Origin of the sequence: Capnocytophaga catalasegens (genome assembly GCF_026005215.1) — a bacterium.
GTDB lineage: Bacteria > Bacteroidota > Bacteroidia > Flavobacteriales > Flavobacteriaceae > Capnocytophaga > Capnocytophaga catalasegens.
Genome location: NZ_BPMA01000012.1, coordinates 144,119 through 169,856, shown reverse-complemented (window position 1 = coordinate 169,856; position 25,738 = coordinate 144,119). Strand labels below are relative to the sequence as shown.

General features: G+C 35.1%; 20 protein-coding genes. 6 read left to right on the top strand and 14 right to left on the bottom strand.

The features are described from left to right. Position 1: 1 nt before the first annotated feature. The 6 genes from OO775_RS03155 to OO775_RS03130 all read left to right on the top strand — a co-directional run bounded on the left by OO775_RS03155 (position 2) and on the right by OO775_RS03130 (position 6,063). A complete protein-coding gene (locus OO775_RS03155) occupies positions 2-1,795 on the top strand; it encodes a chloride channel protein (protein WP_264845556.1) in 1,794 nt (597 codons plus the stop codon). Between the two features lie 16 nt (positions 1,796-1,811). Continuing rightward, entirely contained in the window at positions 1,812-3,485 is a 1,674-nt protein-coding gene (gene menD / locus OO775_RS03150) for a 2-succinyl-5-enolpyruvyl-6-hydroxy-3-cyclohexene-1-carboxylic-acid synthase (protein ID WP_264845639.1), read from the top strand. 39 nt (positions 3,486-3,524) lie between these two features. Next, positions 3,525-3,866, top strand: a complete 342-nt coding sequence (locus OO775_RS03145; protein WP_264845555.1) for a DUF2853 family protein — start codon at positions 3,525-3,527, stop codon at positions 3,864-3,866. A 135-nt stretch (positions 3,867-4,001) separates the two neighbouring features. After that, positions 4,002-4,553: a DUF4199 domain-containing protein gene (locus OO775_RS03140; protein ID WP_264845554.1), complete on the top strand. Its 552-nt coding sequence runs from the start codon at positions 4,002-4,004 to the stop codon at positions 4,551-4,553. Between the two features lie 11 nt (positions 4,554-4,564). Further along, a complete protein-coding gene (locus OO775_RS03135; RefSeq protein ID WP_264845553.1) occupies positions 4,565-5,509 on the top strand; it encodes a glycosyltransferase family 2 protein in 945 nt (314 codons plus the stop codon). Between the two features lie 47 nt (positions 5,510-5,556). Then, positions 5,557-6,063 carry a GFO_1090 family protein gene (locus tag OO775_RS03130; RefSeq protein ID WP_264845552.1) on the top strand — a complete coding sequence of 169 codons (507 nt, stop codon included), beginning with the start codon at positions 5,557-5,559 and terminating at the stop codon, positions 6,061-6,063. A 111-nt stretch (positions 6,064-6,174) separates the two neighbouring features. Here OO775_RS03130 and OO775_RS03125 read toward each other — a convergent pair whose 3' ends face one another. The 14 genes from OO775_RS03125 to OO775_RS03060 form a co-directional block, all read right to left on the bottom strand. Continuing rightward, positions 6,175-6,423 (bottom strand): hypothetical protein, encoded by a 249-nt coding sequence (locus tag OO775_RS03125; protein WP_264845551.1) that lies wholly within the window; start codon positions 6,421-6,423, stop codon positions 6,175-6,177. After that, the gene (locus OO775_RS14205; RefSeq protein WP_507762578.1) at positions 6,374-6,715 is read right to left on the bottom strand and encodes a hypothetical protein; all 342 of its coding nucleotides are present in this window, start codon (positions 6,713-6,715) and stop codon (positions 6,374-6,376) included. Before OO775_RS14205 ends, OO775_RS03125 begins: the two co-directional genes overlap by 50 nt. Positions 6,716-6,737: 22 nt before the next feature. Beyond that, on the bottom strand, positions 6,738-7,049 hold the full coding sequence (locus OO775_RS03115; protein WP_264845549.1) for a hypothetical protein: 312 nt from the start codon (positions 7,047-7,049) through the stop codon (positions 6,738-6,740). Positions 7,050-7,129: 80 nt separating this feature from the next. Further along, positions 7,130-8,524, bottom strand: coding sequence for a hypothetical protein (locus OO775_RS03110; RefSeq protein ID WP_264845548.1), 1,395 nt, complete (start codon positions 8,522-8,524; stop codon positions 7,130-7,132). A 68-nt stretch (positions 8,525-8,592) separates the two neighbouring features. Next, positions 8,593-9,336 carry a DUF6261 family protein gene (locus OO775_RS03105; protein ID WP_264845547.1) on the bottom strand — a complete coding sequence of 248 codons (744 nt, stop codon included), beginning with the start codon at positions 9,334-9,336 and terminating at the stop codon, positions 8,593-8,595. Positions 9,337-9,717: 381 nt separating this feature from the next. After that, positions 9,718-10,977, bottom strand: coding sequence for a DUF1735 and LamG domain-containing protein (locus OO775_RS03100; protein WP_264845546.1), 1,260 nt, complete (start codon positions 10,975-10,977; stop codon positions 9,718-9,720). Positions 10,978-10,989: 12 nt separating this feature from the next. Further along, on the bottom strand, positions 10,990-12,336 hold the full coding sequence (locus OO775_RS03095) for a glycoside hydrolase family 18 protein (RefSeq protein WP_264845545.1): 1,347 nt from the start codon (positions 12,334-12,336) through the stop codon (positions 10,990-10,992). An 18-nt stretch (positions 12,337-12,354) separates the two neighbouring features. Continuing rightward, entirely contained in the window at positions 12,355-14,007 is a 1,653-nt protein-coding gene (locus tag OO775_RS03090) for a SusD/RagB family nutrient-binding outer membrane lipoprotein (RefSeq protein WP_264845544.1), read from the bottom strand. A gap of 17 nt (positions 14,008-14,024) precedes the next feature. Continuing rightward, positions 14,025-17,054, bottom strand: coding sequence for a SusC/RagA family TonB-linked outer membrane protein (locus OO775_RS03085; RefSeq protein WP_264845543.1), 3,030 nt, complete (start codon positions 17,052-17,054; stop codon positions 14,025-14,027). Between the two features lie 209 nt (positions 17,055-17,263). After that, positions 17,264-18,205, bottom strand: a complete 942-nt coding sequence (locus OO775_RS03080; protein WP_264845542.1) for a protein-glutamine glutaminase — start codon at positions 18,203-18,205, stop codon at positions 17,264-17,266. 395 nt (positions 18,206-18,600) lie between these two features. Continuing rightward, entirely contained in the window at positions 18,601-19,770 is a 1,170-nt protein-coding gene (locus OO775_RS03075; protein WP_264845541.1) for a DUF1735 and LamG domain-containing protein, read from the bottom strand. A 20-nt stretch (positions 19,771-19,790) separates the two neighbouring features. After that, on the bottom strand, positions 19,791-20,876 hold the full coding sequence (locus tag OO775_RS03070) for an endo-beta-N-acetylglucosaminidase (protein ID WP_264845540.1): 1,086 nt from the start codon (positions 20,874-20,876) through the stop codon (positions 19,791-19,793). Between the two features lie 11 nt (positions 20,877-20,887). Beyond that, positions 20,888-22,528, bottom strand: a complete 1,641-nt coding sequence (locus OO775_RS03065) for a SusD/RagB family nutrient-binding outer membrane lipoprotein (RefSeq protein WP_264845539.1) — start codon at positions 22,526-22,528, stop codon at positions 20,888-20,890. Between the two features lie 19 nt (positions 22,529-22,547). After that, positions 22,548-25,655: a SusC/RagA family TonB-linked outer membrane protein gene (locus OO775_RS03060; RefSeq protein WP_373874542.1), complete on the bottom strand. Its 3,108-nt coding sequence runs from the start codon at positions 25,653-25,655 to the stop codon at positions 22,548-22,550. Positions 25,656-25,738: the final 83 nt, after the last annotated feature.

Here is a 25,738-nt window from a genome sequence, read left to right as displayed (position 1 = left end):
TATGTATAAAAAAAATCAACCTTGGTATAAGCGCTTACTAATATGGAGAGCCAAGCATATTTCCAATCGGCATTTTATTCTAATACTTAGTGCCGTTTCAGGAATAGCTTCGGGGGTAGCCGCTTTGGTTATGCGTTCCTTTACGCATTTTATACAATGGGTTTTAGAAGGAAATATTGTCAAGTATATTAACTATGGGTTTTATTTTATCTTCCCGATAATTGGTTTTTTTATTGTCTTTTTGGTCAAAAAGTATATTATAAGACATAGTGTAAGCCACGGAGTACCTTCTGTATTGTCGGCAGTAGCTAAGAACAAAGGCATTATGAAGCGATATCAGGCGTATGGTAGCCTTCTAACAGCTCCTATAACGGTAGGTTTCGGTGGTTCTGTTGGGCTTGAAGGCCCGATGGTAGTAACTGGTGCAGGAATAAGTTCCAATTTAGCTCGCTTCTTTCATATCAATCAGTCTGACCGAATGCTACTTTTGGCGTGTGCCTGTGCAGGAGCATTAGCGGCTATATTCAAAGTACCTTTGGCAGCGATATTATTCGCTATTGAAGTATTTGGTTTAGATCTTACTCTTTCATCATTAGTACCTTTATTCATTGCTTCGCTCTCAGGAGTTTTGACTTCGTACTTCTTTTTTGGCAATGCAGTACTAATTCCTATCAATGTACAAGGAATTTTTCAACTCAAAGATATCCCTTTTTATATCTTGTTAGGCATCATCGGGGGGTTGATGTCGGCATATGTATCATTCGTCTATGAGAAAATAGGTGCTATTTTTTCTAAAATGAAGTCAAATGCACTACGTATTGTTATCGGAGGAAGCCTTTTGGGAGTATTAGTTTTTCTAATGCCTCCTCTCTATGGAGAAGGACACGAAATTATCAACCACCTCAAAGAAGGACATCCTGAATTTTCGCTCAAAGAAAATATCTTTAATTGGGATTTGACCAATCCGTGGATAGTGATTATTCTCTTAGGAAGTTTAGTTTTTTTCAAGATTATAGCCAGTTCGCTTACCTTTGGAGCAGGTGGTGTAGGGGGAATATTTTCTCCATCGCTTTTTATGGGAGCTATAATGGGCAATTGTTTTGGACGAATTATCAATCAGTTAAACTTTTTACCCTATCAAGCCAACTTACCCAACTTCACGCTGGTTGGCATGACTGCTCTTATGACCGGTGTACTACACGCACCACTTACAGCTATCTTCTTAATTGCCGAAGTAACTGGAGGGTATAAACTCTTTGTTCCAGCAATGCTTACTGCTGCTGTGGCTTATTCGGTAGCAAAATATTTTAATACCTATTCCATCTATACCAAAGAATTAGGGCGAAAAGGAGAGTTAATAACCCAAAATAAAGACCAAGCTATATTGACATTGATGGAGATAGAGTCCGTTATAGAAAAGAATTTTGTACCTGTTTATACTGATATGAAGTTAGGCGATATTGTCAATCAAGCTATACGAGTATCTAATCGTAATATATTTCCTGTATTGGACAGAGAAAAGCAAACTTTGGAAGGAATTATCTTATTAGATGATATTCGCCATCTGATGTTTGAAACCTCATTGTATGAGAAAATTCCTGCACTTGAAATGATGCAACCCCCACCAGCTATTATACACTTAGAGAAAGATAAAATGGCTGATGTAATGGACAAATTTCAAAGAACCAGTGCTTGGAACTTGCCTGTTGTTCAACAAGGAAAGTACTTCGGATTTATTTCCAAATCGAAACTACTAACCGTTTATCGGAGAAAGCTTATTTATTTCACACAATAAATATCTCAAAATTATAATTATGTACCCAGAAATTCCTTTGGCACAGCAAATTGTTTTGGCATGCAAAGCCAAAAACATTAGGCATATTGTATTGTCACCTGGCTCGCGTAATGCTCCATTAACTATTGGCTTTACAACAGATTCTTTTTTTACGTGTTATAGTATTGTTGATGAGCGTTCGGCAGGTTTTTTCGCTCTTGGTATATCGCAACAACTTTCTAAACCTGTGGCAGTTGTGTGTACATCGGGGTCGGCAGTACTTAATTATTATCCAGCTGTAAGTGAGGCATTTTATAGCAATACCCCACTAGTGGTTATTTCTGCCGATAGACCTACGGATAAAATTGACATTGGCGATGGGCAAACTATTCGACAAGTCAATGTATTGGCAAATCATACAATATATAATGCCAATCTTTCTGAACAAACTAATTTACTAAAATATAACGAAGAAGAACTTAATAAAGCACTCAATATTGCTTTTGAAAAACAATTGCCTGTACATATCAATGTACCTTTTGAAGAACCGCTTTACAGAACAACATATACATTGTTACCTTTTGAAAATCAGACGAATGTAAGAGAAAAAGAAAAATTATCAGAGGCATATATACAGCATTTTCTTTCGGATTGGGCTACGGCAACAAAGAAAATGATATTGGTCGGTACGCTGAAACCCAATTCGTTGGCACAGAAATGGGTTGAGTTTCTCAGTCAAGACCCCTCAGTTATTGTTCTGACCGAAACGACATCTAATATGGTTCATTCGTCTCATTTTCAGATGATAGATACATTACTTGTTCCTGTTGAGGTTGATACATTTTTAAAAGAGAAATTGCGTCCCGAAATGCTAATTTCTTTTGGAGGAATGATTGTTTCTAAAAAAATAAAAGAATTTTTACGAGAGAATCGCCCCAAATCACATTATCATATTGACCCGTATGTAGGATATGATACCTATTTTTGCCTGACGCATCATTTCAAAACAGATATTGAATCTTTTTTTGAACAAATAGGAGAGGAGTTACCCATTGTTTCATCAGAATATAAACCATTTTGGCAAAATTTTATTCAGAATATTTACCAGAAAAGAGAAGCATATCTTAGCAATATTCCGTATTCGGATATGGCTGTTTATCAAGCTATTTTTCAATCCATAGGGCAAGAATACCAGGTACAGATAAGCAATAGCTCAGCCATTCGATATGCGCAGCTTTTTCCTTCGAAAAGTTCGTGGGAAGTTTTCTGTAATCGAGGGACAAGCGGTATTGATGGAAGCACATCAACAGCGATTGGAGCGTCAATAATAAACTCAAAACCCACAATTTTTATAACGGGTGATTTGAGTTTTTTCTACAATAGTAATGCACTTTGGTGTGCATATACCCCGACTAATTTTCGCTTGATTTTGATAAATAATGACGGAGGAGGAATTTTCCGAATACTGCCTACTGATAAAGAATTACCCGTTTTTGAATCTTTTTTTGAAACACCCCATGGACTTTCTGCTGAATATCTATGCCAAATGTATGGGTGGGAATATACTAAGGCAAGCGATTTACCAACAACAAAAATGGCATTAGCAGATTTTTTCAATCCTTCGCAATGCCCTAAATTGCTTGAAGTTTTCACTCCACGGAAAATAAATGATAAAATTTTACTCGAATATTTTTCATATTTAAAAAAATAGCCGTAAATTTCGCCAAATAATTTTTTAATACAATTTAGTATGAGTAAAAGAGATGAACTAATTACAAAGTACGCTGCTGATTTGAAAGAAAAATGTGGCGTAACAGCAGACCTTGATTTGCTAACCAAAGTAACTATTGGATGTGGTCCTTCAATCTACAATGCTGATGCATCGACGGTTTCTTCAACCGACCAAGCAGAGCTTGACCGTGTGAAGCAAAATTTCCTAATCAAAAAATTAGGACTAAAAGACAGCCCAGAGCTTGACAAAGGTATCGAAGCTGTTATTGAACAATATGGTAAATCGAACCGCCAAAAATATCGTGCGGTTATGTATTACTTACTAACTAAGCACTTCAAAAAAGAAAGTGTCTATAAATAAAAAAAATTGTGTTCAATACCAAAAGCCACTCTTATGGGAGTGGCTTTTTTGTACAAATCGTATCTTTATATATTCAAAATTTATATTTTTTTAATATCTTTGCAGAAAACAAAATGATATTATTCTAATTGCGTTATGAATACAAGGAAAATAATTTTCACTTACGGATTGTTTTTCGGAGGTTTGTCAGTAGGTTTGTCATTAGTGCAATTTTTTGGCGGATTTCTTTATCAAAACACGATAATATCCCGAATTATTTTTGGTATTATACCTATTTTCCTAATGCTTTTTTGCATAGGATTGGGCATTTATTTTGCTCAAAGAGCATTTCGAAAAGAAAAAATTACTTTTTCTTCACACCATCATTTTCGTTTTTCGCAGATACTCAAAATAGGTATAGGAATAACGCTTGTAGGAGCTTTGCTTATAGCTGTTTATCAGGTGGTTCTTATTACGTATTTGGATACCCAATTTTTACAGAAAACAATGGAGTTACAATTAGAACAACAACAAGCATTATATCCTGAAATGACCGAAAAGGAACTCTTACAAGTTAAGCAAAATATGCAGAAAAGTAGCACGCCTTTTATGCAATTCAATTTATCGCTTGTAAGTAATTTATTTTTTGGTTTTTTTATTTCTTTGGGAATGTCGGCACTGATGAAACTTACACAAAAAAGATTTTAATATATTTGTAAATGAAGCAATTATCTATAATTATTCCACTACTCAATGAAGAAGAATCGCTCGAAGAGCTATACTCTTGGATTGCCAATGTGGTACAAGCAAGAGGTCTCTCTTACGAAATTATTTTTGTTGATGATGGGAGCAAAGATCAATCGTGGGAAGTGATAAAAAAACTCAATGAAAAAGATAAAAATGTAAAAGCAATTCGTTTTCGGCGCAATTTTGGAAAATCACAAGCACTCAACGCTGGATTCAAACAAGCCAAAGGCGAAGTAATTATTACAATGGATGCCGATTTGCAAGATAGTCCTGATGAAATACCTACTCTGTATCAAATGATTATTGATGAAAAATGGGATTTGGTTTCAGGGTGGAAGAAAAAACGTTATGACCACAAACTCACCAAAAATCTACCTTCCAAACTTTTTAACTGGGCGGCACGAAAAACCTCAGGACTCCAACTTCACGACTTTAATTGTGGGCTCAAAGCCTATCATAGTTCGGTGATTAAGAATATAGATGTACACGGAGAGATGCACAGATACATACCAGTACTTGCCAAAAATGCTGGTTTTGAGAGAATTACAGAAAAAGTTGTACAGCATCAGGCACGCAAATATGGCAAAACCAAATTCGGATTAAATCGATTTATAAACGGATTTTTAGATTTACTAACTATCAGTTTTATTTCGCGTTTTGGCAAACAACCTATGCATTTGTTTGGAGCTTTGGGCGTATTGATGTTTTTTATTGGATTGTGTTTTGCTACATATATGGGAATTGACAAATTATTTATAAATCCGTATAATCGATTGATAACTAATCGTCCAGAGTTTTATATTGCATTGGCTACAATGATTATTGGGACGCAATTTTTCTTGGCAGGATTTTTAGGAGAAATTATTCTTCGTACCAAAGAAAAAGAAAAACGATATAAAATAAAAGAAAAAATTTAATTTTTGTAATTTGGCAAGAAATTTGTTATATAATAATAAAAAAACATATGAAACTAAAAAGAATATTCGGTATAGGACTAATTTTATGTAGTTTTACTACTTTTTCACAATCTTTGTTTGATAAGTACGCAGACAAAGAAGATGTAGAAGTAATAGAGGTTTCTAAGAAAATGTTTGAAATGTTTTCAAAAATAGAAGCCACAGATACAGAAACCCAAGAGTTTATGCAAATAGCTAAAAAACTTACAGGACTTAAAATCTATACAACACAGAATAGAAAAATTGCCGAACAGATGCGAGCAGATGTAAGTTCTTATCAAAAATCGGCTTCTCTTCAAGAGTTGGTACGAGTGAAAGACAAGACGAGCAATGTGAAGTTTTTTGTTAGAGAAGGAAAAAATGCAGACCATTTTTCAGAACTGCTAATGTATGTCAATAGTAATTCTTCGCAAGAGTCTGTATTACTTACTCTTTTGGGAGATATTAGTCTAAAAGACCTATCTGTTTTGGCTCAAAAGATGAAACTTCCGAAAGAAATAGCCGAAATAGAGTAATAGAAAAACACTTCAAACCTTCTAATTTTTGTAGGTAAATTCAAGATTTTCAATGAAATTATAATAAAAAAACTACCCAAAAAGGGTAGTTTTTTTATATTGTATTATTTGTTATTCCTGATAGAAATCAATTTCGGCAAAAGTAACTCCATTGGAAAAATCTACCGCTTTTACAAAATTTGTGAGAGTTAGGCTGCTTGCTTTGATTGGCTTTTTGAAATTGAGTGTGTAATATCTATCGCCTAGTTGATATTCTTTGTCAAAGTGTGCAGTTCCTATTTCCATACCATCTGAAAAAACTTTTAGACTTTTAGCATAGTAACGTACCTTTGGTAAAGTTTGCTGTGATTGTTTTCCCATCGATTCTTGAACCTTTGCGTGGATTATACTCGTAAGAACTCTCAATGTTGTTTCCACTCTCGGCTATGACTACACTTATACTTGCTTTGGATGTTGGCACAATCAAATCACCTTTTTGAGTGGTTAATCCCAAAGTATATATTGCCACCAAATTGCCATTGTTTAGAGCAGATGGAAGTGTGAAGGTAATTTCTTTTGAGGTTTCACCCTTAGGAATGATGATTTCAGTATCAGATAGCTGTACATCGGTTTCAGAAAATGCTTTATAACCTTTGATCGAATTTTTCTGAATATATTCTTTGGTTTTTTCAGTATCAAATTTTATAGTGGCTTTTACATCTTCTGTATAGGGAGGGTTGGGATAGCAGAATTTTAGTTGTTACTTGATCTTGTACCAGTCCCAAAACATTGTTTCCTATTTTTATAAACTCTATATCTGCATCCGAATCTTCCAAATAGAGCAATACCTTATCATAATCCTTCCCAATGCGGTTACGGATATCATCATCTTGAATTTTCTTGTCTATTTCCCAAGAAAGGTCAGTGTTTTTTTGGATTTCTATCTCGTTTTTAGAACAGGCAAACAAAAATCCTATTATGGTTATTGAATATAGTATTTTTTTCATTTTGAGTAATATTATATGTTAATATGCTTTTAAAAATCATATCCATTAAAATTTCATTTTTAATGGATATGACATTGTTTTTATTCTTCGTAGAACTCTACTTCATAAATCTCATACCAAGCAAAATGACCGCCTCTTTGTGAGAAAAATTCTCCGAGAGCTATATTTTTTACAGGAATAGACTCTTTAAAGGTAATGGTATATATCCCTCCAACTTCTGTGAAATTAGCAGTTCCTTGTTCTTTGAAATCGTCATCAGAAGATGCATACACCGCACAACTTCCTATTGTATGTGTAGGTGCTGCTTTGATTCGGATGGATTTTATGATTCTTTCTTTATCAAACCCGAAATACAAATACTGGTTAAGGGCATTAAAATAACTTGCTACTGTTTCTTTTCCATCTACCATTGCCTCTGGATGTCCTGTGTTGGTTTGCGACTTGAATTTAAAACTAATTGCAGAGAAAGGCACTCTTGTTCCCGTAGCTGCTCCATTAGACCCTACACTGTTGTTTGGATTATCAGTAAGGACTTTATCCTTTACCCCAATTGTTACCAATATAACATTATCATTCAACTCGTAAGACTTGCCCGTATTGTCATACACCAACCATTTTAGAGGCAACACATACGATGCTCTCTCAACAGGGAGCTTAGTGATATCCAAATTGAAAGACATATTTTGCATTCTGTCCTCGAAATCTACTTTTGGAAGCGTTCCTTCTACGCCAGTAGGTGCGATCTTTTCTCCATTAGGTAAAGATGCAGCATCGCGTACCAAGCCTACTTTAATCCCAGAAGGTAATTTTTGACTGCTTTTAAGTGTTACCCTAATTTCAGAATCTGCAATTGTAAGGACTCCGTTCTTAATATTAACAGCCGCTTCTATCTCTGTAGCTTCGGGGGTAACTTCTACCTTTTTAGGGAAAATTTTTACCACGAAATAATCCTTCCCTGTAACTCCTTTCACTTTTTCGTTATTAGCTTTTACTGAAAACGGAATAATAAGTTTTTTGTTTAACTTTGAATCGTTTTCTGTACTAATCTGAAAAGTTACGGATTGCATTTCCTTAGTCATCGTTTTGGTACTCTCGCTGATTTTAACCAATGATGCATCACCAAGCTCAAATCCTGTGTACTTATCTTTTATGCTTTCAAAAATAGAAGCATCATAACTAAGTGTTACTTGCAAATCTTCTTGAACAGATTTTCCAGTTTTTTGAAGTGTAATCGTTTTGGTGTTTTTTCCTACAAGTGGCACTTCACCCAAGGAGAGCATCGGTATATCAGAAATCGTTTCAGGGAAATATACATAATCAAATCGAGGGTCATAGCCAATGATATTACGAATATCATCATCTTGAATTTTCTTATCCACTTCCCAAGAAAGGTCTGTATTCTTTTGGATTTCTATTTCTTTAGAACAAGCCCATAATAGCCCTGTTGCTACTATTAAATATGTTATTTTTTTCATTTTTTTTCTATTAAATCATTAAAAAATTGTATTGAAAAACGCTCCAACTAAATCCTTTATACCTATCATTATTGAGATTTGTTTTCGTTGTTTTTCTTTCCTTTACGAGCTTTTATTTGGGCTTTATGATAGTTTAAAAGTTCCGTAAGCTCGTTAATTAGCGGGAGGTAATCTTTGTCGGGATACTCCTCCTTGCAGAATTCGATAGCGGTAAATAGCTTGGTGAGTACTTGATCTACTTCGGCACGAATGTTTTTGATATTCACATCAGGCACTTGCGAGAGTTCGGTATTACGTGTGCGAAATAACGTATCGAAATCCGTATTCGCCTTGCCTAACCGCGTAAGAAGGTCTGTCAGGTGCAGTGCATCAAAAGCATTCTGAACGGCTGTATCTTTGGCAATTGCCCCCAGCATTTTTTTAGTGTTATCGGTCTGCGAGGTGTAGTTTTCACGAATCAGATTGCGATTATATCCGTAAGAGGTAAAAAACTGTTCTAAAATTTTAGCATTTTCCGAATAGGGGGCAATCTCCAATCGTTTGAGCGATTGTATCTGTGTGAAAAGATAGCTCGTTATGCGGTCACGAAGATTGTCTAACTCGCTCAGCTCGGCAGTAAATCCGCTGACTTTGACTTGTTTTTCAATCTTAGCCAAATCGTCTTTGTAAGCTGCCAATGCCTCATAAGGGCGTTTGAGTTGTAACGACTCGGGATTATGCCGTTTCACCATTTCTATGATTCGCTCCACGATTAAGGAATATTCGCTATTCCATAACCGTTGGAAATTAAATTCTAATCGTTTATTTTTCATAATCGCCTTATTTTAGTTATTCGTTTTATTCTACTATTCCTACAAATATTTTCTACCCAATGTTTTAGACATTTTTATCTTGTATCAAAATTTTTAGCAATTGTTCCAAACATTTTCGTCCTGCTTCAAAATTTTTAGTAATTGTTCCAAACATTTTTGTACCGTCTTAAAACTTCTGAAAAATGTTCCAAACATTTTCGTCCTGCTTCAAAAATTCGGATTAGTGTTTGGTACAATAGGGTCAAAATAAAATACTACTTGCAAGATTTTGTATTCCTTCTCAACTATCAGGCTAAGAAACATTTAAAAAAGTAACACTATGCCTACTTAGCCCGATATTTGAAAAGGTATGAATAATTTAAACAATATTTTTAGTGTATTTTAGTTTTCGATTTCCAAACCTTCAGCTGGGAATTTTACATTTTCTGTCCATTGAACAGCTATATCCTTTTCTTCTAAAGGCTTCTGTTTTTTAGGGTCATGTCCTTGTTTACCAAAAGATACTTTGTTATTATATTTGGTTTGGTCTTTGAACCCTGTTTTTTTGTTCAAAGGTAGATAAACTAATAAACCTTCGCTATTAGGATCTACTGGCAAATACAAATCGGCATTGACTTCTGCCTCTGTCAAGGCTCTGTTCCATACACGCACCTCACGAATTCTATAATCGCGTGAGTCTGCATTTCCAGAGTTCCCTACGGTAATTCCCCCTCCTTCACCTTTTACAAATCTCAAGTTAGGACGAACAAATGTTTTAGCTAATTTTCCATTAACATATACCCTTAAGTTATTTTCTTTATACACAAATGAGATTTGATACCAAGTATTGAGTTTTACTTCTTGTTTGATACGCGTTGCGTCTCCGTCGGCGTCTAAATCTTTTACTTGGAAAGAGTTTTTATCTACCCGTGTATACCACCAGTTCGAGCCAGGACCACCTCTAAAATTGATAAGCGACTGATTCCAATGGTGTGAAATGTGGCTCCAATTTAAAAACATAAAGTGCCCTTGGATAGTAAATTCATCTACATTAGGTATTTCGGGGTCTAATGCTACTGAAAAATTATTACCTTGCTTTATTTCAACTACTGATGTTTTGAACGGACGATTGAAGGTAATAACCGATTTGTTATTACTTAAAATTTTAGTAGCTGAACTTGCTACGATACGAAGTGGCACCGCAAACTTAACTGCTACAGGAAACTTCTCATCATCCAAAGGTTTTACTCTTACTCCTACTTTGGCAGCTATAGACCCCTGCTTAACGGTAACAGTAATAACTCCATTGGTAGATACATTGTTCGGGTTTCCCGACTCGTATAATTCGTACATATTCGTAGGCAATATACGATATTTGGTCTTGTTTTCTTTATTGTATGCATCGAAGAAATCTTCTGTTGTAACGGTAACTTTTACATCACTATTAGGCACACTTGCCAAACGAACTTCTACTTCTGTTGCTCCTCCTTCAGTTGCCTTGTTAATATTAATGGTTCCTAATGAGGTATTCATATAAGCGGCTGCTCCAGAAGGACTATTGCTTCCTATACCTGCAATACCATCGGTAACATCTAACTTATCTTGGCAACCTACAATGCCTATACATAGGGCTAATGTAGCAAATTTAATTATCTTTTTCATTTGATTTCAAAATTAAGGTGTAATAATATAAGGTTCTTTTTCTATATATCCTGAATAATCAGGACGAGGGTCTGCAATACGGATTGCCTCACGAGTCCAAGCATAGTGGAAATACTTTCTTTTCAGATTATTATTTTGTAGATATGATTTAAACTGCTCGTTGTTTGCGTCGTTAATCTCATAATCTGTTTGCCCGTGGTAAGCTCCCAAGCCCCATATTTGTTTCGATTTCACGGCTTTTGCTTTTCCTTCCATAACTCGGAAATTACCCGCTTGGTAGTTGGCTGACGTTGAGTTATAGTTAGCCCCTCCTAAATGTTCAATATGAGTTCCTACTCCATTCACTGTGTAATCTTGTAAGAAATGTTTATCAAAATATTCTTTAAAATGATGTTCAAAAATATAAGGCACTCCACAAGGAATATCGGCACAGAAATAGTAACGTTTGGTTACGTAATCTTTAGGTAGATATGGCGTAAACTCGTCAATATACTCTTTCTCTTTGGGGTGAAATCCTGCCGTTGAAGCGTTGAATAAGGCTTTGATGTTAGCTTCTCTGTCGGCTTGTGTTTTTACCAAGTGTTGATCCCCAACTGGTCCAAAATATTTAGCCATTTCACGCACAAACTTAGCGATGTTACTATTAGGATCTTGAGGATTAATCATTAAAGAAGTACCTTCTTCTGTTACTTTTCCGTGGTCACCACACGTTTCCCAGTCCACATCGTAGCCGTCCAAGCCCATTACAATAATGTAACGTGATAGCTCACGTGCGTAGATTTCTGACCATTGTTCTTTATTTTCTTTAAAAGGATATTTCTGACGGAAAAGGTCAAACCCGCTGGTTTTTCCATCTTTAGATATAGGCAATCCCAATCCTACACTTGGAGTTTGCCAACACATAAGTACGGTACTTCCTTTTTTATGAAAAATATCTAAGTCAAATTTTTGATTCTCTGTCAAATGCTCTGGTCTTGAACCTAATCCCCCCCAAAAAGAGATACACGACACCGAATCAGGAATGGACTGTAACCAAGTTTTTGCCACTCCTTTTTGTGCTGTCCAAAAACCTCCCGAATACCAAAAATAAACCATTGGTTTTTGTCCGCCAGCCTCACCTGTATTGAGCCACGTTTTTTGTTTGTATTCGCGTAGTTGTGCCCAGTATGCCTCTAAAGCTTTTTTGTTTTCTTCGGTACGCTGTGCTTCAGCTTCCCACTTAGCTCCATCACGTTTCTCACGTAAATCAGTTAATGCTTTATCTTCTAACTTACCCGTCATATCTTCTACTTCCGTCCACTTTTGACAGCCTGTCAGCGTTGCAGAAATTGCTATTACCGTATAAATTATTCTTTTCATTGCTTTTATTTTTTATTATTATTTTGATTTTTTATCCCACCATACATTGGTAGCTGTACCGTCAGTACCGCCCAATAGTGATTTGGCAGCTGTTACGTTTTCATTGTTAAGTCTAAACTCTTGTTCTGGGAATGGGAATCGTCTCATTCCTTTGTCTTTCCCGTTAGAATTGACATTTTCTGCACCTTTGTTACTTAGGTTTACTGGAATTGGGAACATACGTGGATAACCTGTTCTTCTCCACTCACTCCACGATTCAAATCCGTTAGGATAGTTTGCTAAGTATTTTTGAGTGATGATTTGTTCCAAATGCTCTTCATCGTTAGTAGCCTGACTCCAACCTTTACCAATGGTACTAACAGCAGTGATAGAATAGTTTGATTTTTTAGGGTCATTATAATTAGCTGGTTTTTCAGTACCTGCCAAATAAGTAGTAGCCTCAGCAGCTGTAAGTCCGTTTTCAATAAATGACATCTCTACACCTTTGTTATAGTATGTTTCAGCAGAACCACTAATATAGTTTGCTAAAGTTGCCTCTGCAAGTAAAAACTGCACTTCGGAAGCTCTAAGCCAATACGTAGGTGTTGTAGTAATTACCGTAGGAACAGAAAAGTCTTTATATACATCAGCACCTGTATTTGGGTCGATTCCTGAACGTACTGCATAAAAATCAGATGAACCTCCCGCAGTTGTTTTTGTAAAATATTTCTCAGCACGTGGGTCGTTGTATCCTTTCAAGTAAGAATAAATAGTAGCTCCCATTTTAAGCTCTCCGTATCCTAACATTGTAACCAATGAATGGTGGAAAACAAAACGTCCGTTACTAACCAATTTTGCCGCTTGACTGTCATCTGTAATAAGTCCTCCCGAATTAGAAATAGCTTTGGTAACGTATTCTTTCGCCAAGGCTTCGTCAGCATATCTTACACGCATCGCCAAGCGAAGCATCAATGAGTTTGCCAAGCGAATCCATTTAGAAGTATCTCCTTGATATACTGCATCAAAGTCAGCCAACACCTTGTTGCCTGTTCCGTACTCGTTCAAGGTAGTTACAGCTTCATTCAATTCTTTTAGAAAAGATTTATATACTTGTTCTTGCGAATCGTATTTGGCTCTTTCTTTTCCTGGTTGCATATCACTGTATGGAATTGGACCAAACAAATCGGTAGCACGATGCATTCCCATTATTTTAACAATCTGAGCCAAAGAATATACCGCTCTGCTTTCCAAATCTTTGGGCGTAAAGACTAACTTCCCGTCTTTCGCTTCGACATTGTGCATCGCCACTTTAATTTTGAAATATGGGTTCATTACTTTTTCTATCAACGTGTTAAATGTTCCGTTGACACGAAAATCGCCCATATAATAACTCGTTTGGTTGGTTCCATTGTCCCAGTGATTTCTACCTGGTGAGAAATATCCTACCCAGTTGTCGGTTGTCATATTTTGAATTACCTGATAGTCATTAGCAGGATTTACTCCTGTTCCTGTAGGAATTGGACGTTCTACTAAGGCATTGAAATACGCCCCTGAAGCTAATCCATCGCGACGAGCTTCTTCATCAGTAGCTTGCAAAGGGTTGGTATTCACTTCTTGAAAATCTTTAATACAAGAAGTCAAAGCCATTGCAGATACAGCTACGTATAAGATATTTTTATTTATTATTCTCATTACTTTATTCATTTATGTTAAAACTGAACTTTTACACTTGCTCCATAAGTTCTTGTACTTGGCACCATAAAAAACTCTTTGGCAGAATATGTACCTGTTCCGTAAGTAAGTTGTGGGTCAAAAGGAGCTTTATTATAAATCATCCAAAGATTCGTTCCTATCAAACCAAACGTAACACGTTTGATTTTATCACTAATCACTTTTCCGTCAAGCGTATAGCTAAGTGAAGCCTCTTGCAAACGAACATTGGTAGCATCGTAAGCATAGTATCCAGGTAGTTTACTTATAGTAGAATAATACTTTTGTGCATCATACTGCTTACCATCTACCCATACACCTCCTGCTTGACGAGCATCAGCTGTAGCTTGTGAAACCCCGTAAAGGTCTAAGTAAGGTTGAGTTCCTGAAAGAACCACTCCTCCGAAACTACCGTTGAAAAGCACACTCAAATTGAAGTTTTTGTAATCAAATGAATGTCTCCAACCCATTTGGAAGTCAGGAGTTACACGTCCTAATTTGATTTCCTGCGTAGTGTCATATTTATATTCTGAAGCATTTTCTATTAGGTTGCCATTTACATCACGAAGTAGCACTCCTCTTACGATAACATCAGCCATACTTCCTCCTTCGCGTAGCGTATAACCATCTCTATCCACTTCTTTAATATCGAATAATTCTCCTGTAAATGGATTTCTATACCCACGAACCAATTCTTTGATTTCATTGACATTGCGAGAATAAGTAAGTGTTGTATTCCAGTTAAAATCTTTGAACAATTCTTTGTTAAAGTTTACAGATAGCTCAACCCCTCTGTTTTCCACATTACCTGCTTGTAAATAGAATTTAGAATATGCCGAAGAAGCCGATAATGTTTGCTCAAAGAATTGGTTAAATGTATTTGATTTGTAAAGTGTTAAATCAATTGACAACGCATTTTTGAAAAATTTGGCATTCAAACCAACCTCCCACGAAGCAGTACGCTCAGCTCTGAAATCAGGATAAGGATATACCGTGTTAGCCTCTATTCCTCCCGAAGTAATTTTATGTGTAATCGTACCTGGTGTAAGTCCTGTTTTGCTAATTGGAGAACCCACTTCGGTATAAGAAGCACGAACTTTTAAGTAATCAATAAAGCTTGGCAATGAAACCATTTCAGAAATTACTCCTGAAAGCCCTACTGATGGATAGAAGAACGATGGCTCAGCAGAATTTACCAATTGAGAAGACCAGTCGTTACGTCCTGTGGCTGACAGATACAACATACCTTTGTAGCCTAACTCTGCACTTGCGAATACAGCTACATTTTTGTTTCTTTCATAAGTTTGCCCTGAACCATTGGCTAATCCATAGAAGTTAGAAGTAGAAAATAAGTTAGGTACAGATACTAAGAAATTTCCAGCAGAAACCCCTCTTGTATATCGATCGTTGTAACTTGCTCCTAAGTTGGCAGTTAATGAGAAATCCTCACCAAATGATTTGTTAGCATTGAAGATAAGGTCAGCGTATGTTTGCTCATCTTTAAGCTCTTGAGTGAAGTATCTACCTTTATTGTGAGGTCCTAATTCCGTTTTCCAACCAACAAGGAAGTTTGTAGAACTTGCGTAGATTTTCTCCTCGTTGTTTCTGTAATCGTTATCCAAACGAACACGTCCTACAACATTCAACCAATCTAAAATATCATATTTCAAAGAAGCTGACATCATATAACGTTTTTTATTCATCAAGAACATTTCTCGATTAACTACCCAATACGGGTTCTCAGAGAAGAAACTTCCTACAGTTTCTGAATATGGCTGATAACGCTCATATATTCTTCGAGAAGGATTATATCTTTCATAAACCTCTACATCTCTATAATCAATACTTCTTGGCATCAAATACAAAGCTACTAATGGGTTATAATAACCTCCCCCAGAAATCATATTTCTGTTACCTTGTCGGATAAAATTCCCACTAACATCTAAATGTAGTTTGTCATTCATAAACGAAGATGTATTCCTTACTCCAACATTGTATCTGTAATATGAGTTGTTAGGAATTAGTCCTTCTGATGAAGTTTGTGCAAACGAAGCAAAAGTCTGATTTTGTTTCGTTCCTGTGGAAAGCGTTATGGAGTTATTGATATTCACTCCAGTATTGAAGAATTTTGCAGGGTCATACTCAGACGGAGTTGCTAATTTGGCTCCCCAGCTTCTATCACCATTGCTTCCGTAAATATTTTGGAATTTAGGTAATAACAATGGGTCAGACATATCAACACTACTTGATATGTTTACTTCCATTTTTCCTTCTTTACCTTTTTTGGTATTGATAAGGATTACACCATTAGCTGCCTCACTACCATAAAGAGCCGCTGCCGAAGGTCCTGTAAGAACATTGATACTCTCAATATCTTCAGAGTTGATATCTGAAATACCTTCTGCTTCACCTGGTTTTCCGAAGTTGTCCTTATTTACCCCATCAGTTTTTCGGTTAAACATAGGAACCCCATCAATTACATAAAGAACTCCGTTATTTCCATCAATAGACTTGAGTCCTCGCATTACTACTTTGGTAGCACTACCAGCTCCCCCAGCACTTTTTTGGATATTGACCCCAGCAACTTTACCATTAAGGCTATTAACCACGTTAGCGTCTTTTACACGAGTAAGTTCATCGGATTTCACTTGTTGTACGTTGTAACTCAACGCTTTTTCTTGGCGTTTGATACCCAAAGCTGTTACCACAGTGCCTTCCAATTGTTGCACTTCTTCTTTTAATGAAATATTTAGAACTCTCGTTTTTTCCCCTTCTGCAATTTTTTTATCTTGTGAGAAAAATCCAACGGAACTAAACACTAATACATCTCCCTGTTTTGCTTCAATAGAGTACTTACCATCAAAATCAGTAGCCACTCCTTTCGATGTATTTTTTATTAGAATACTAGCCCCAGGTAAAGGGATACCTTTTTCATCAGTTACTGTACCTGTAACTGTAACTTGTGCTGACAGTGAATAAACACACAATGTCATAAAGAGCACAAGTATTAACAATTTTTCTTTACACATAAACTATAATTTTTAGATGAGTTTTAAATTTGACTACAAATGTACAACATAAAAATGAAATTCTACCTATTATTTTGTATTTTTTTGTAAATAATTTTGTTCAGTGGTTTATTATTGTTGGAAGTTCAATTGGAGAAACAATCTGTTTGTTGTGTATAGTTAATAAAAAAGAGGTTCGAAAGTTCGAACCTCTTTTTTTATTAAGTTATCTAAAATCCGCAAGAAGCTATAGAAGGTGCGGGTAAAGAACATCCCGAAGTTTGGGAATAAATCTCTAATACACAATTTGTGTTTTTATAATCATTATCATATAAAAATGTTCCCTTGGGACTTCTATAATACACATCAGAGGTTGTGTTCGTATATGAACTCAAATTTGATTTTCCACAAGAATCATTCAAGCACATTTTTCTCCAATCTTCTTCTAAAAGAGGAGATTGCCCAAATACAGAAGGGTCTATAATTCTTTTTTGAACTTGTCCTGATTCATCTTTGTAAGAAACTAAAATGGATACGTGGTAACTCCAACTCACACAACAACCACCTTTATCAGGTTCTGTACCATCATAGCGTGCATTTAGCACTCCATACAGAAATTGTTTTTCACAATCATATCCGTTATTTGCTAATATTTGTCTCATTTTATGCGCTCTTGCATAACAACCATCTACTGGGTAGTTGAATGTAATGCAAGGAAAACGTTTTTCAAAAGAACACGCTTCGGTTTTAATTTTTGAAAACAAATCGGTTAAAGTTTTTAAATCAGGGATAACTTTTTCTAATGGTTTTGTTTCCAGAGGCTTTGTTTTGAATAAAGCATCAAACCTTTTAGTATCCTGTTCAGTAGCTTGTTGGACAGCTATAATTTCATTACTTTTTGCTTTCAAATAAAAAATAAGTAATTTTTCTTTTTCAATAGCTTCTTTAATTAAAGTAATGAAGGATTGAGTCTCTTTATTCATTTCTATAGTATAGAATTGATGAGAAAGCATAAAAGAAACTTTCATGTTGGTACCTTCTTCTATAAGACCAACTGGGATTTTCATTTCTGTTCTTGGTGGTCCCAAAATAAGAGAATCTTTATCCTTGTTAGAACATGAATTGAAAAATAAAATAAAAATTAATACATTTACTAATAATAAATTTTTCATGGTTAAAATGATTTATGGTTAAATAATTGTGCAAATATAAGAAAAATATATCAGAAATTACAAAAAAATCTAATTTTAATATGTGTCTCTATCACTAATAAAAGGAGTGTATTTGCTAAATTTTAAAAGTCAGAAATAAAAAATACAATTAAGAATCAAATAGTTAGATTTCATATTTTTGATAAATTATTACAGAAAAAATCATTTATTATAATAAACCAATATATAATAATTTTAGCTATTGTATATAAAATCCGCTTAATCTTAAATAAATTTTATGTCGATAAAAAATAACTGTAAAACTATCTATTTATTATCACAAAAGTATTGGCTGTAAAAACAAAAACGACAGAAATATACCTTATTTCTGTCGCTTGTTTGCCTATAATACAATATTACTTTGGTGGGAAAACATAATTATTTCCTTCATTATCATCGAATTTTGCTCCTGAAGGCATATTCAAATGAGCTTTTGTAGATGACCAGTCCCATATTTTTGTTTCATCATCAGTTATTTCACCCGTATTGTGATCATATTTTTTACCATTCATCGGATAGTAAAACAATAACCCTTCTGCTTTTTTAGGATTAAGAACTTTCCATAAATTATCTTGTAATTCTTTTGGACTTACTGCTCTTTTCCAGAAACGAACTTCTCTGATAAATTCATTTGAACCACTTATCCAAAATCCAGTAACAGAGTACGCCCAGTCCGCAATTTCTCTTGAAGCAACTTCTACTCCGTTAACAAATACTTTTGTTGTTTTTCCATCGTACCAAAAAGCAAGAGCGTACCACTTGTTTGGCTCTGCAGAAAGTTTATCGGCAGGAATGTCTATTTGTGAACCTCCTGTTTTTATTTGTAATTGATTAGGTCTGATAGTAACATCACCAAAACGGGTATAGATTTCACTTTTAGGGTGATCTACATCTTTAGTTCCACCTATTGCTCTATTGTTGGCATTATATGCAGAACGTTTCACCATCATTTCTAATGTCCATTGAGCAACTTTATGATCCACACCAAAAACATCGCCTATTTCTGTACCAGCACCATTGATTTTTAAAGCTTTTGTTGCAATTTCTTGTTCAAGAATTAGTAGAGTTTGGTCTTGTCCTGATATTGCATCATAGCCACTACCTCCTTGTATTTTTATAGGTAAAGCGAAAGTCCCTTCTTCTGGAAACTTAACATTTTTCAACTTTAAGGCAATTTGTCCTATTATATCTGTTGCTTTAAAATTTATATGCTTACTAATTTCATACATTGACCTAGGTAGTAAAGAATAATTAGTATTATTCTTTTTATTATATTCGTTCAATTGAGATTCATCACCTGCTATAATGTTTGCAGAAAACTGATGAGGCATAGGCTTAACCAATTTTACATTGATGTTGGGTACAACAACATCTTTATTTTCTTGTGTAAAAATTTGTAAAGTCTCTTTGGAGTCTATATAAATTCCTTGCTTTGTTGTGTGAGATTTCAAATCATCCTCATATAATTCATCTTGACAAGAAATAAATAAGCTAATTATACTAAGACTTAATATTATCTTTTTCATCATTAAATCATTTAAAAAAATTAATTAAAATTACCTGGAAATTTTTGATTTCCATAATAAAGGGCTTTACGCAACCATTTGTAATTTGGAGAATTTGGGTAATCGTACTCCATATGATATGTTCCTACACCTCCAATACGTTTTCCATTTGGTAAGTCAAAAACTGAATAATCCAAAATTTGTCTTCCTTCTTTAAGCGCTTGTATTTCAGGTTTTGAACTTTTATACCCGTCTATTCCTCCAGTTCGCCAAGTTCGTTCAAACTCAACTGTAATGATAGTCTTTCTTTCCCAATCGTCTAAATGTCCATTTGTTATTTTACGCATTACTAATTCTGTTGAACCTTCCCAATATGCTTGATAGATATAATGGTCTATAAGTTTTGAAGTTTCTGCTGATAATTTTTCAGGTTGTCCATCCATTACTAACATACGTCCTTTTGGTTTGAGACGAGCACTTAATGTTTCTATAAAAATTTGCATTGGATGGTCTCCTTCAATTGTTTGCCAATCAGCCAGAGAGCCACTATGTCCATAATTTGGTTCGTAATCAATGTCAAAACCATCAAAATTGTATTTTTCAATAGTATCACAAATGGCATTAGCATAGGCTTTAACACCTTCTTTAAAATCTCCTCCTCCTTTTTCTTTTACCCAAAAATCCATTGGATCTGTTTTAGGAGGGGTCAATTGATCACCCAACCCTTGAATAATCCAACAAAGTAAAACTTTTCCTCCTTTAACTTTTTGGAAAAACTCCATATCAACTTGTTGCTCCTTTGTTAATTTTCCTCTAACCCCCCAAGCAGATACAAAATCAACACTATCTGGTAAAGCTCTTAGATAGTTCTGTGGATTGTTTCCTTTACCAGACCAGTTACCAAACCAACCAAATCCTTTTACACGAGGTTTAGTTCTGTATTCTTCTCTAATTTTTTTGTAATATTCTCTGTATTCTGGGTTTAAGTCTGATTCTTTCTGAGCTTCAATTAGAGTTACCAATTTCTTTAAATTTTGATTTTCAAATATAATACGCTCAGTTTCTGTCCATTTATTGCAACCAACCAAAGTTGTTGCTATTATTAAAAATAAACTAAATTTTTTCATTTTCTGTAATTTTATTGTTGTTGTGGTCTATTAGGTCGTACCCACCATAATTGAGTACCTCCTGTATCTTCTCCCTTCAATAAATCAGGTATTTGTTTAATCAAGTTTGGATTTGTGTCATATTCTGTTTTAGAATATTTAAATCGCTCAGGGACGAAACAAGTTGGGCAGTTGATTCTTGAAGGAGCATCTTTATCCGCATATTTCATTACCAAAGGATATCCTGTTCTTCTGTACTCTGTCCAAGCTTCTACTGCGTTAGGATACATTGCCAGATACTTTTGAGTAATAATTTTCTGAAGATGTTCCTCTTGTTCATCTTTACCTGCTTTTAAGTCATCCCACTTAGGTGAGGTATTATTATGAGATATATCATAACTATATCTTACAGGATATATATAAGAACTATACCAGTAATCTGTAAAGTTTTGAGGAATACTTGTTCTGTTAAGATAGGTAGTTTCTGCACCTGAAATGCCATTTTCTTGAAAAGACATCTTAACTCCTTCTTCATAAAAAGTTTTTGCTTGTGAAGAACTAAGTCCCCCCAGGTTATATAAAGCTGCTTCTGCTTTCAAAAACAAAACTTCAGAAGTACGCATCCAAAACAGGGGTGAGTTGTCATCAATATTGGGTCTTGATGCAAATTTTGGGCCGTGAACTCTTACATTTTTTCGCCCTGTATTGGTCGGAACTATAGCATAATAACCTTGATCATCTCCTCGCTTTCCTTGTGTAAAATACTTGCTAATACGAGAGTCATTATATCCTTTCAAGTAAGCCCAAATAGTCAGTCCCATACGAGTTTCGTCATACTCATCAACAGAAGGCATCATTGAGTTTTTTAAAGGCATTTTAGCAGAATTTTGAATTTTTGCTTCATCTGAAGTAGCTTCCATAACACCTCCACTAATAGCTTTTTGAATGTAAGTAGAAGCCAAAGAAGCATCTTTGAAGTGTGTGCGTACTGCTATGCGCAACATCAAGGAATTGGCAAATTTTATCCAATTGGAAACGTTACCATCGTAAATAGCATCGTAATCTTTCATTAAAACACTTCCTCCATTAAGAGCTTCGACAGAAGCTTCAAGTTCTTCCAACATAGCTCTATAAACAGTTTCTTGACTATCTAATGGAGGATTAATATCTCCCTTACCTGCATTGGTAAAAACGATAGGGCCAAATACATCGGTAGCTCTTTGCCAAGCAGCAATCTTCAGAATATTTGCTAAAGCAAGAACACGCTTATCCTGAATGTTTTGTGAAGTTCCTACGCTTCTTTTTATAGAAAGCCACTCTCGAAATATATTTGAGTAGAAATTCTTATAAGCATAACTCATTCTATCATCTCGGAAATTCCAAGAAGCCTCTATTTGACTATTCCAATTATTGTTATTACCAAAATAACCAATGTAATTTCCCGAGGAAATTAAATCTGTATTTTGTAAATCATTTCCTGGACCTGTCGTTTGAGCGGGTGAACCTATGGGGATAACTAATTGTTGCATTCTCTGGAAGGGTGCACCGTACTCCAAACCACCTGCTTTCGTATCTTTATCTGTTGCCCCATAAATATTTGTATTTATTTCATCATAGTTAGAACAACTAACCAAATTTAATAAAATAAAGGCATTTATCAATATTTTTTTCATTTTTTTAATACTTTAAATTCTAAAATCCCATTTTTACACTCAATCCATAGCTTGTTAAACTTGGAAGCATAAAATAATCATAACCTTGTCCTAAAGTTCCTGTAGAAGCTGCCAATTCTGGATCAAAAGGAGCTTTATTGTATATCATCCAAAGATTATTTCCGATAACAGAAATACTCAAATTAGATAAATTCTTACCTAATTTCTTAGTATCAAAATTGTAAGTTAAACTCACTTCTTGTAGACGAACATTAGTTGCTGAATATGTATAATATGAGTTCAAATTGGAAATAGCATCATAATATGCTTTAGGTCCCACTCGGAAATCACCTACCTGAACATATCCTAAATCACGTGCGTCAGCAGAAGCTTTTGATACTCCATATCTGTCAAGAACTTGTTGTGTTCCTGAGATAACTTCACCTCCCAAGCGAGCTTTGAACAAGAAACTAAGAGAAATGTTTTTGTAACCTACATTTCCTTGCCAGCCTAATAACCAATCAGGATTTATTGTCCCTAATTTGTACGGCTCTGTAACTTCATCAAGAAGTACACCACCTGTAAAGTCAACGTAACCATATTGGTTTCGTTTTATTTGCTTATTGTCATACATATCTCCTATTTGCCCTCCTTCACGAAGACGAAAACGTCCCACTTGAATATCTCTCAGGTCAAAAGTTTCAGCTGGGTTAAATGGATTTTGAACACCAGATGCCAAACGAACTATTTTATTTCTGTTGGTGGTAGCTGTAAAGTTGGTAGCAAAGTTAAATGCTCCCCAATCTTGACGATATCCTAAAGCCATTTCCAGCCCTCTGTTTTCAATATTTCCTGCTTGAACGAACATAAAATCATAACCTGAAGTTTCAGGAAGCTTAGCTTCTAATAACTGGTTGTATGTGTTTGAATGGTAAAGAGTTAAGTCAAGAGATAGCTTGTTGTTAAGCCATTTTGAGTTAATTCCTACCTCATAAGAACGAGTTCTTTCTGCTTTGAAGTCTGCCAAAGGATAATATTTGAATGCTTTTACACTTCCTCCCTCAATTTCTCTTGTAGTAGTACCAGGTGTAAGTCCTGTAAAAGGAATTGGAGACCCAACTTCCGTATAAGAACCTCTTATCTTGAAGTATGAAAGGTAAGGATTCAATCTTGCCTTAGTATCTTCTGACAAAAATTCTGTAACTACAGCTGAAAGCCCAGCAGAAGGATAGAAAATCTGCTCTTCCTTGCTATTTACCAATTGTGAAGGATAATCAGTACGTCCTGTTAGAGTTAAGAATAATTTTGATTTCCATCCCAATTCAGTTGAAGCAAATATGGCAACATTTCTTTTACGGCTATTTCCTCCGCTTTCAAACGGACTTGCTTTTGTAGGATCAATATTATTGTATGTGAATTTATTAGGTAGCAACAACAATTGTCCTCCATAACCTCTTGATTTGGTGTCATATTCCTCAAAAGAAGAACCCACGTTTGCTGTGAGAGTGTAATCTGTAGCAAATGTTGTATTATAATTGGCTATGATGTCCAAATACTTCTGACGGAAAATTCCTTGAGAATATGAGTAACGTCCTTTGCTACCCGCAAATGTATTGATTGTTGAAGCATATCGTTTGTCTTCGGTTTCAGTGTAAGTGTTGTCCAAACGGAAACGAGTTGCAACATTCAAATTTCCTAAAATGTTATATTTTAATTGTCCCATAAACATATAACGATCTTTCACTTGCGGTCTGACGTTTCTGTACGCAATCCAATATGGATTTTGAATATCCATACCAAAATCACCAGGACTCCAATGTTGTCTAGCGTATCCTAAGTCTAAATCATATCTTTCAAAATATTTCTCTTGCTCGAAATTTTCACCACGAGGATATAAATAAGCACCTACTATTGGATTAAAATATGTTCCAAAAGAAACCATATTGCGTTCATACTGACGAATATAATTAGCAGATAGGTCCAATTGTAATTTGTCATCTAAGAAGGAAGAGGTATTTCGGATTGACATATTATAACGATGATAATTGTTATTAGGTACAACCCCTTCTGAAACTACTGAAGATGCAGAAGCAAAAGTTTGATTTTGTTTGTTTCCAACAGATAGATTTACAGCATTGTTATAAGTTCTTCCTGTGTTAAAAAAATCTTTAGGTTCATATGAAGAAGGAGTTGATAATTTATCTCCCCAAGACGTATAATTTCCCTTTACATTACCATAAGTATTTTGGAATTCTGGTAAAATAAGAGGGTTAAGAAATTCGACAGATGAAGAAACATTTATTTTTAGTTTTCCTTCACTTCCTTTTTTGGTATTGATTACGATAACCCCATTAGCAGCAGAAGCACCATATAGAGCAGCAGCTGCAGGTCCAGTCAAAACAGAAATACTTTCTATATCTTCGGAGTTAAAATCAGAGATACCCTCACCAGAAGTTCTTCCTCCAAATCCAGAGCCATCACCCTCTCTGTTTACTTGATTTCCAATAGGAACTCCGTCTACCACATAAAGAACATTGTTATCTCCTTTTATTGACTTTGCACCTCGCATTACCACTTTGGTAGCACCACCAACACCAGATGCACTTCTTTGGATATTCACCCCAGCGACTTTACCATTAAGGCTATTAACGAAGTTAGCGTCTTTTACACGAGTAAGTTCATCGGACTTCACTTGTTGTACGTTATAGCTCAATGCTTTTTCTTGGCGTTTGATACCCAAAGCGGTTACCACAGTGCCTTCAATCTGTTGTACCTCTTCCTTGAGTATTACTTTTAAACCGGAGCGAGATTGTGTTACACTAATTACTTGATCTTTAAAACCGATGTATGAGAACACAAGTTCTGTCTTGTCCGAAGGAACATTGATTTCAAAATTCCCATTGAAATCTGTGGTAACTCCCACCGATGTACCTTTCACAACAATGTTTACACCAGGGAGAGATTCTCCTTTCTCATCAGTTACTGTTCCTGTAACTTTTTTTGTTTGTTGTTGAGTGATATAATCACTACTTCTTCGCAAATTTTCAACTTTATCAAAAGCTGAAACTGTCCAAAATCCGTGCGAAAGCAATGCTAGTAAAATCCATTTTACTCCTTTCGTCTTTAGATTTTTCAACATACTTACCATAAATTGAAATTTTTAATTGATTTAGCTATATTTTTAGTGAATAATCAGTTTATTTTATTAAAAATTGAATTGTTTTATGCGAT

Coding starts and splice junctions, on each gene's coding strand:
- OO775_RS03065 (WP_264845539.1), bottom strand. CDS start 22,528: ATGAAAAAAATATTGATAAATGCCTTTATTTTATTAAATTTGGTTAGT.
- OO775_RS03060 (WP_373874542.1), bottom strand. CDS start 25,655: ATGGTAAGTATGTTGAAAAATCTAAAGACGAAAGGAGTAAAATGGATT.
- OO775_RS03130 (WP_264845552.1), top strand. CDS start 5,557: ATGAAACTAAAAAGAATATTCGGTATAGGACTAATTTTATGTAGTTTT.
- OO775_RS03115 (WP_264845549.1), bottom strand. CDS start 7,049: ATGAAAAAAATACTATATTCAATAACCATAATAGGATTTTTGTTTGCC.
- OO775_RS03070 (WP_264845540.1), bottom strand. CDS start 20,876: ATGAAAAAATTTAGTTTATTTTTAATAATAGCAACAACTTTGGTTGGT.
- OO775_RS03110 (WP_264845548.1), bottom strand. CDS start 8,524: ATGAAAAAAATAACATATTTAATAGTAGCAACAGGGCTATTATGGGCT.
- OO775_RS03145 (WP_264845555.1), top strand. CDS start 3,525: ATGAGTAAAAGAGATGAACTAATTACAAAGTACGCTGCTGATTTGAAA.
- OO775_RS03100 (WP_264845546.1), bottom strand. CDS start 10,977: ATGAAAAAGATAATTAAATTTGCTACATTAGCCCTATGTATAGGCATT.
- OO775_RS03125 (WP_264845551.1), bottom strand. CDS start 6,423: ATGGGAAAACAATCACAGCAAACTTTACCAAAGGTACGTTACTATGCT.
- OO775_RS03140 (WP_264845554.1), top strand. CDS start 4,002: ATGAATACAAGGAAAATAATTTTCACTTACGGATTGTTTTTCGGAGGT.
- OO775_RS03075 (WP_264845541.1), bottom strand. CDS start 19,770: ATGAAAAAGATAATATTAAGTCTTAGTATAATTAGCTTATTTATTTCT.
- OO775_RS03085 (WP_264845543.1), bottom strand. CDS start 17,054: ATGTGTAAAGAAAAATTGTTAATACTTGTGCTCTTTATGACATTGTGT.
- OO775_RS03105 (WP_264845547.1), bottom strand. CDS start 9,336: ATGAAAAATAAACGATTAGAATTTAATTTCCAACGGTTATGGAATAGC.
- OO775_RS03095 (WP_264845545.1), bottom strand. CDS start 12,336: ATGAAAAGAATAATTTATACGGTAATAGCAATTTCTGCAACGCTGACA.
- OO775_RS03155 (WP_264845556.1), top strand. CDS start 2: ATGTATAAAAAAAATCAACCTTGGTATAAGCGCTTACTAATATGGAGA.
- OO775_RS03080 (WP_264845542.1), bottom strand. CDS start 18,205: ATGAAAAATTTATTATTAGTAAATGTATTAATTTTTATTTTATTTTTC.
- OO775_RS03090 (WP_264845544.1), bottom strand. CDS start 14,007: ATGAGAATAATAAATAAAAATATCTTATACGTAGCTGTATCTGCAATG.
- OO775_RS03135 (WP_264845553.1), top strand. CDS start 4,565: ATGAAGCAATTATCTATAATTATTCCACTACTCAATGAAGAAGAATCG.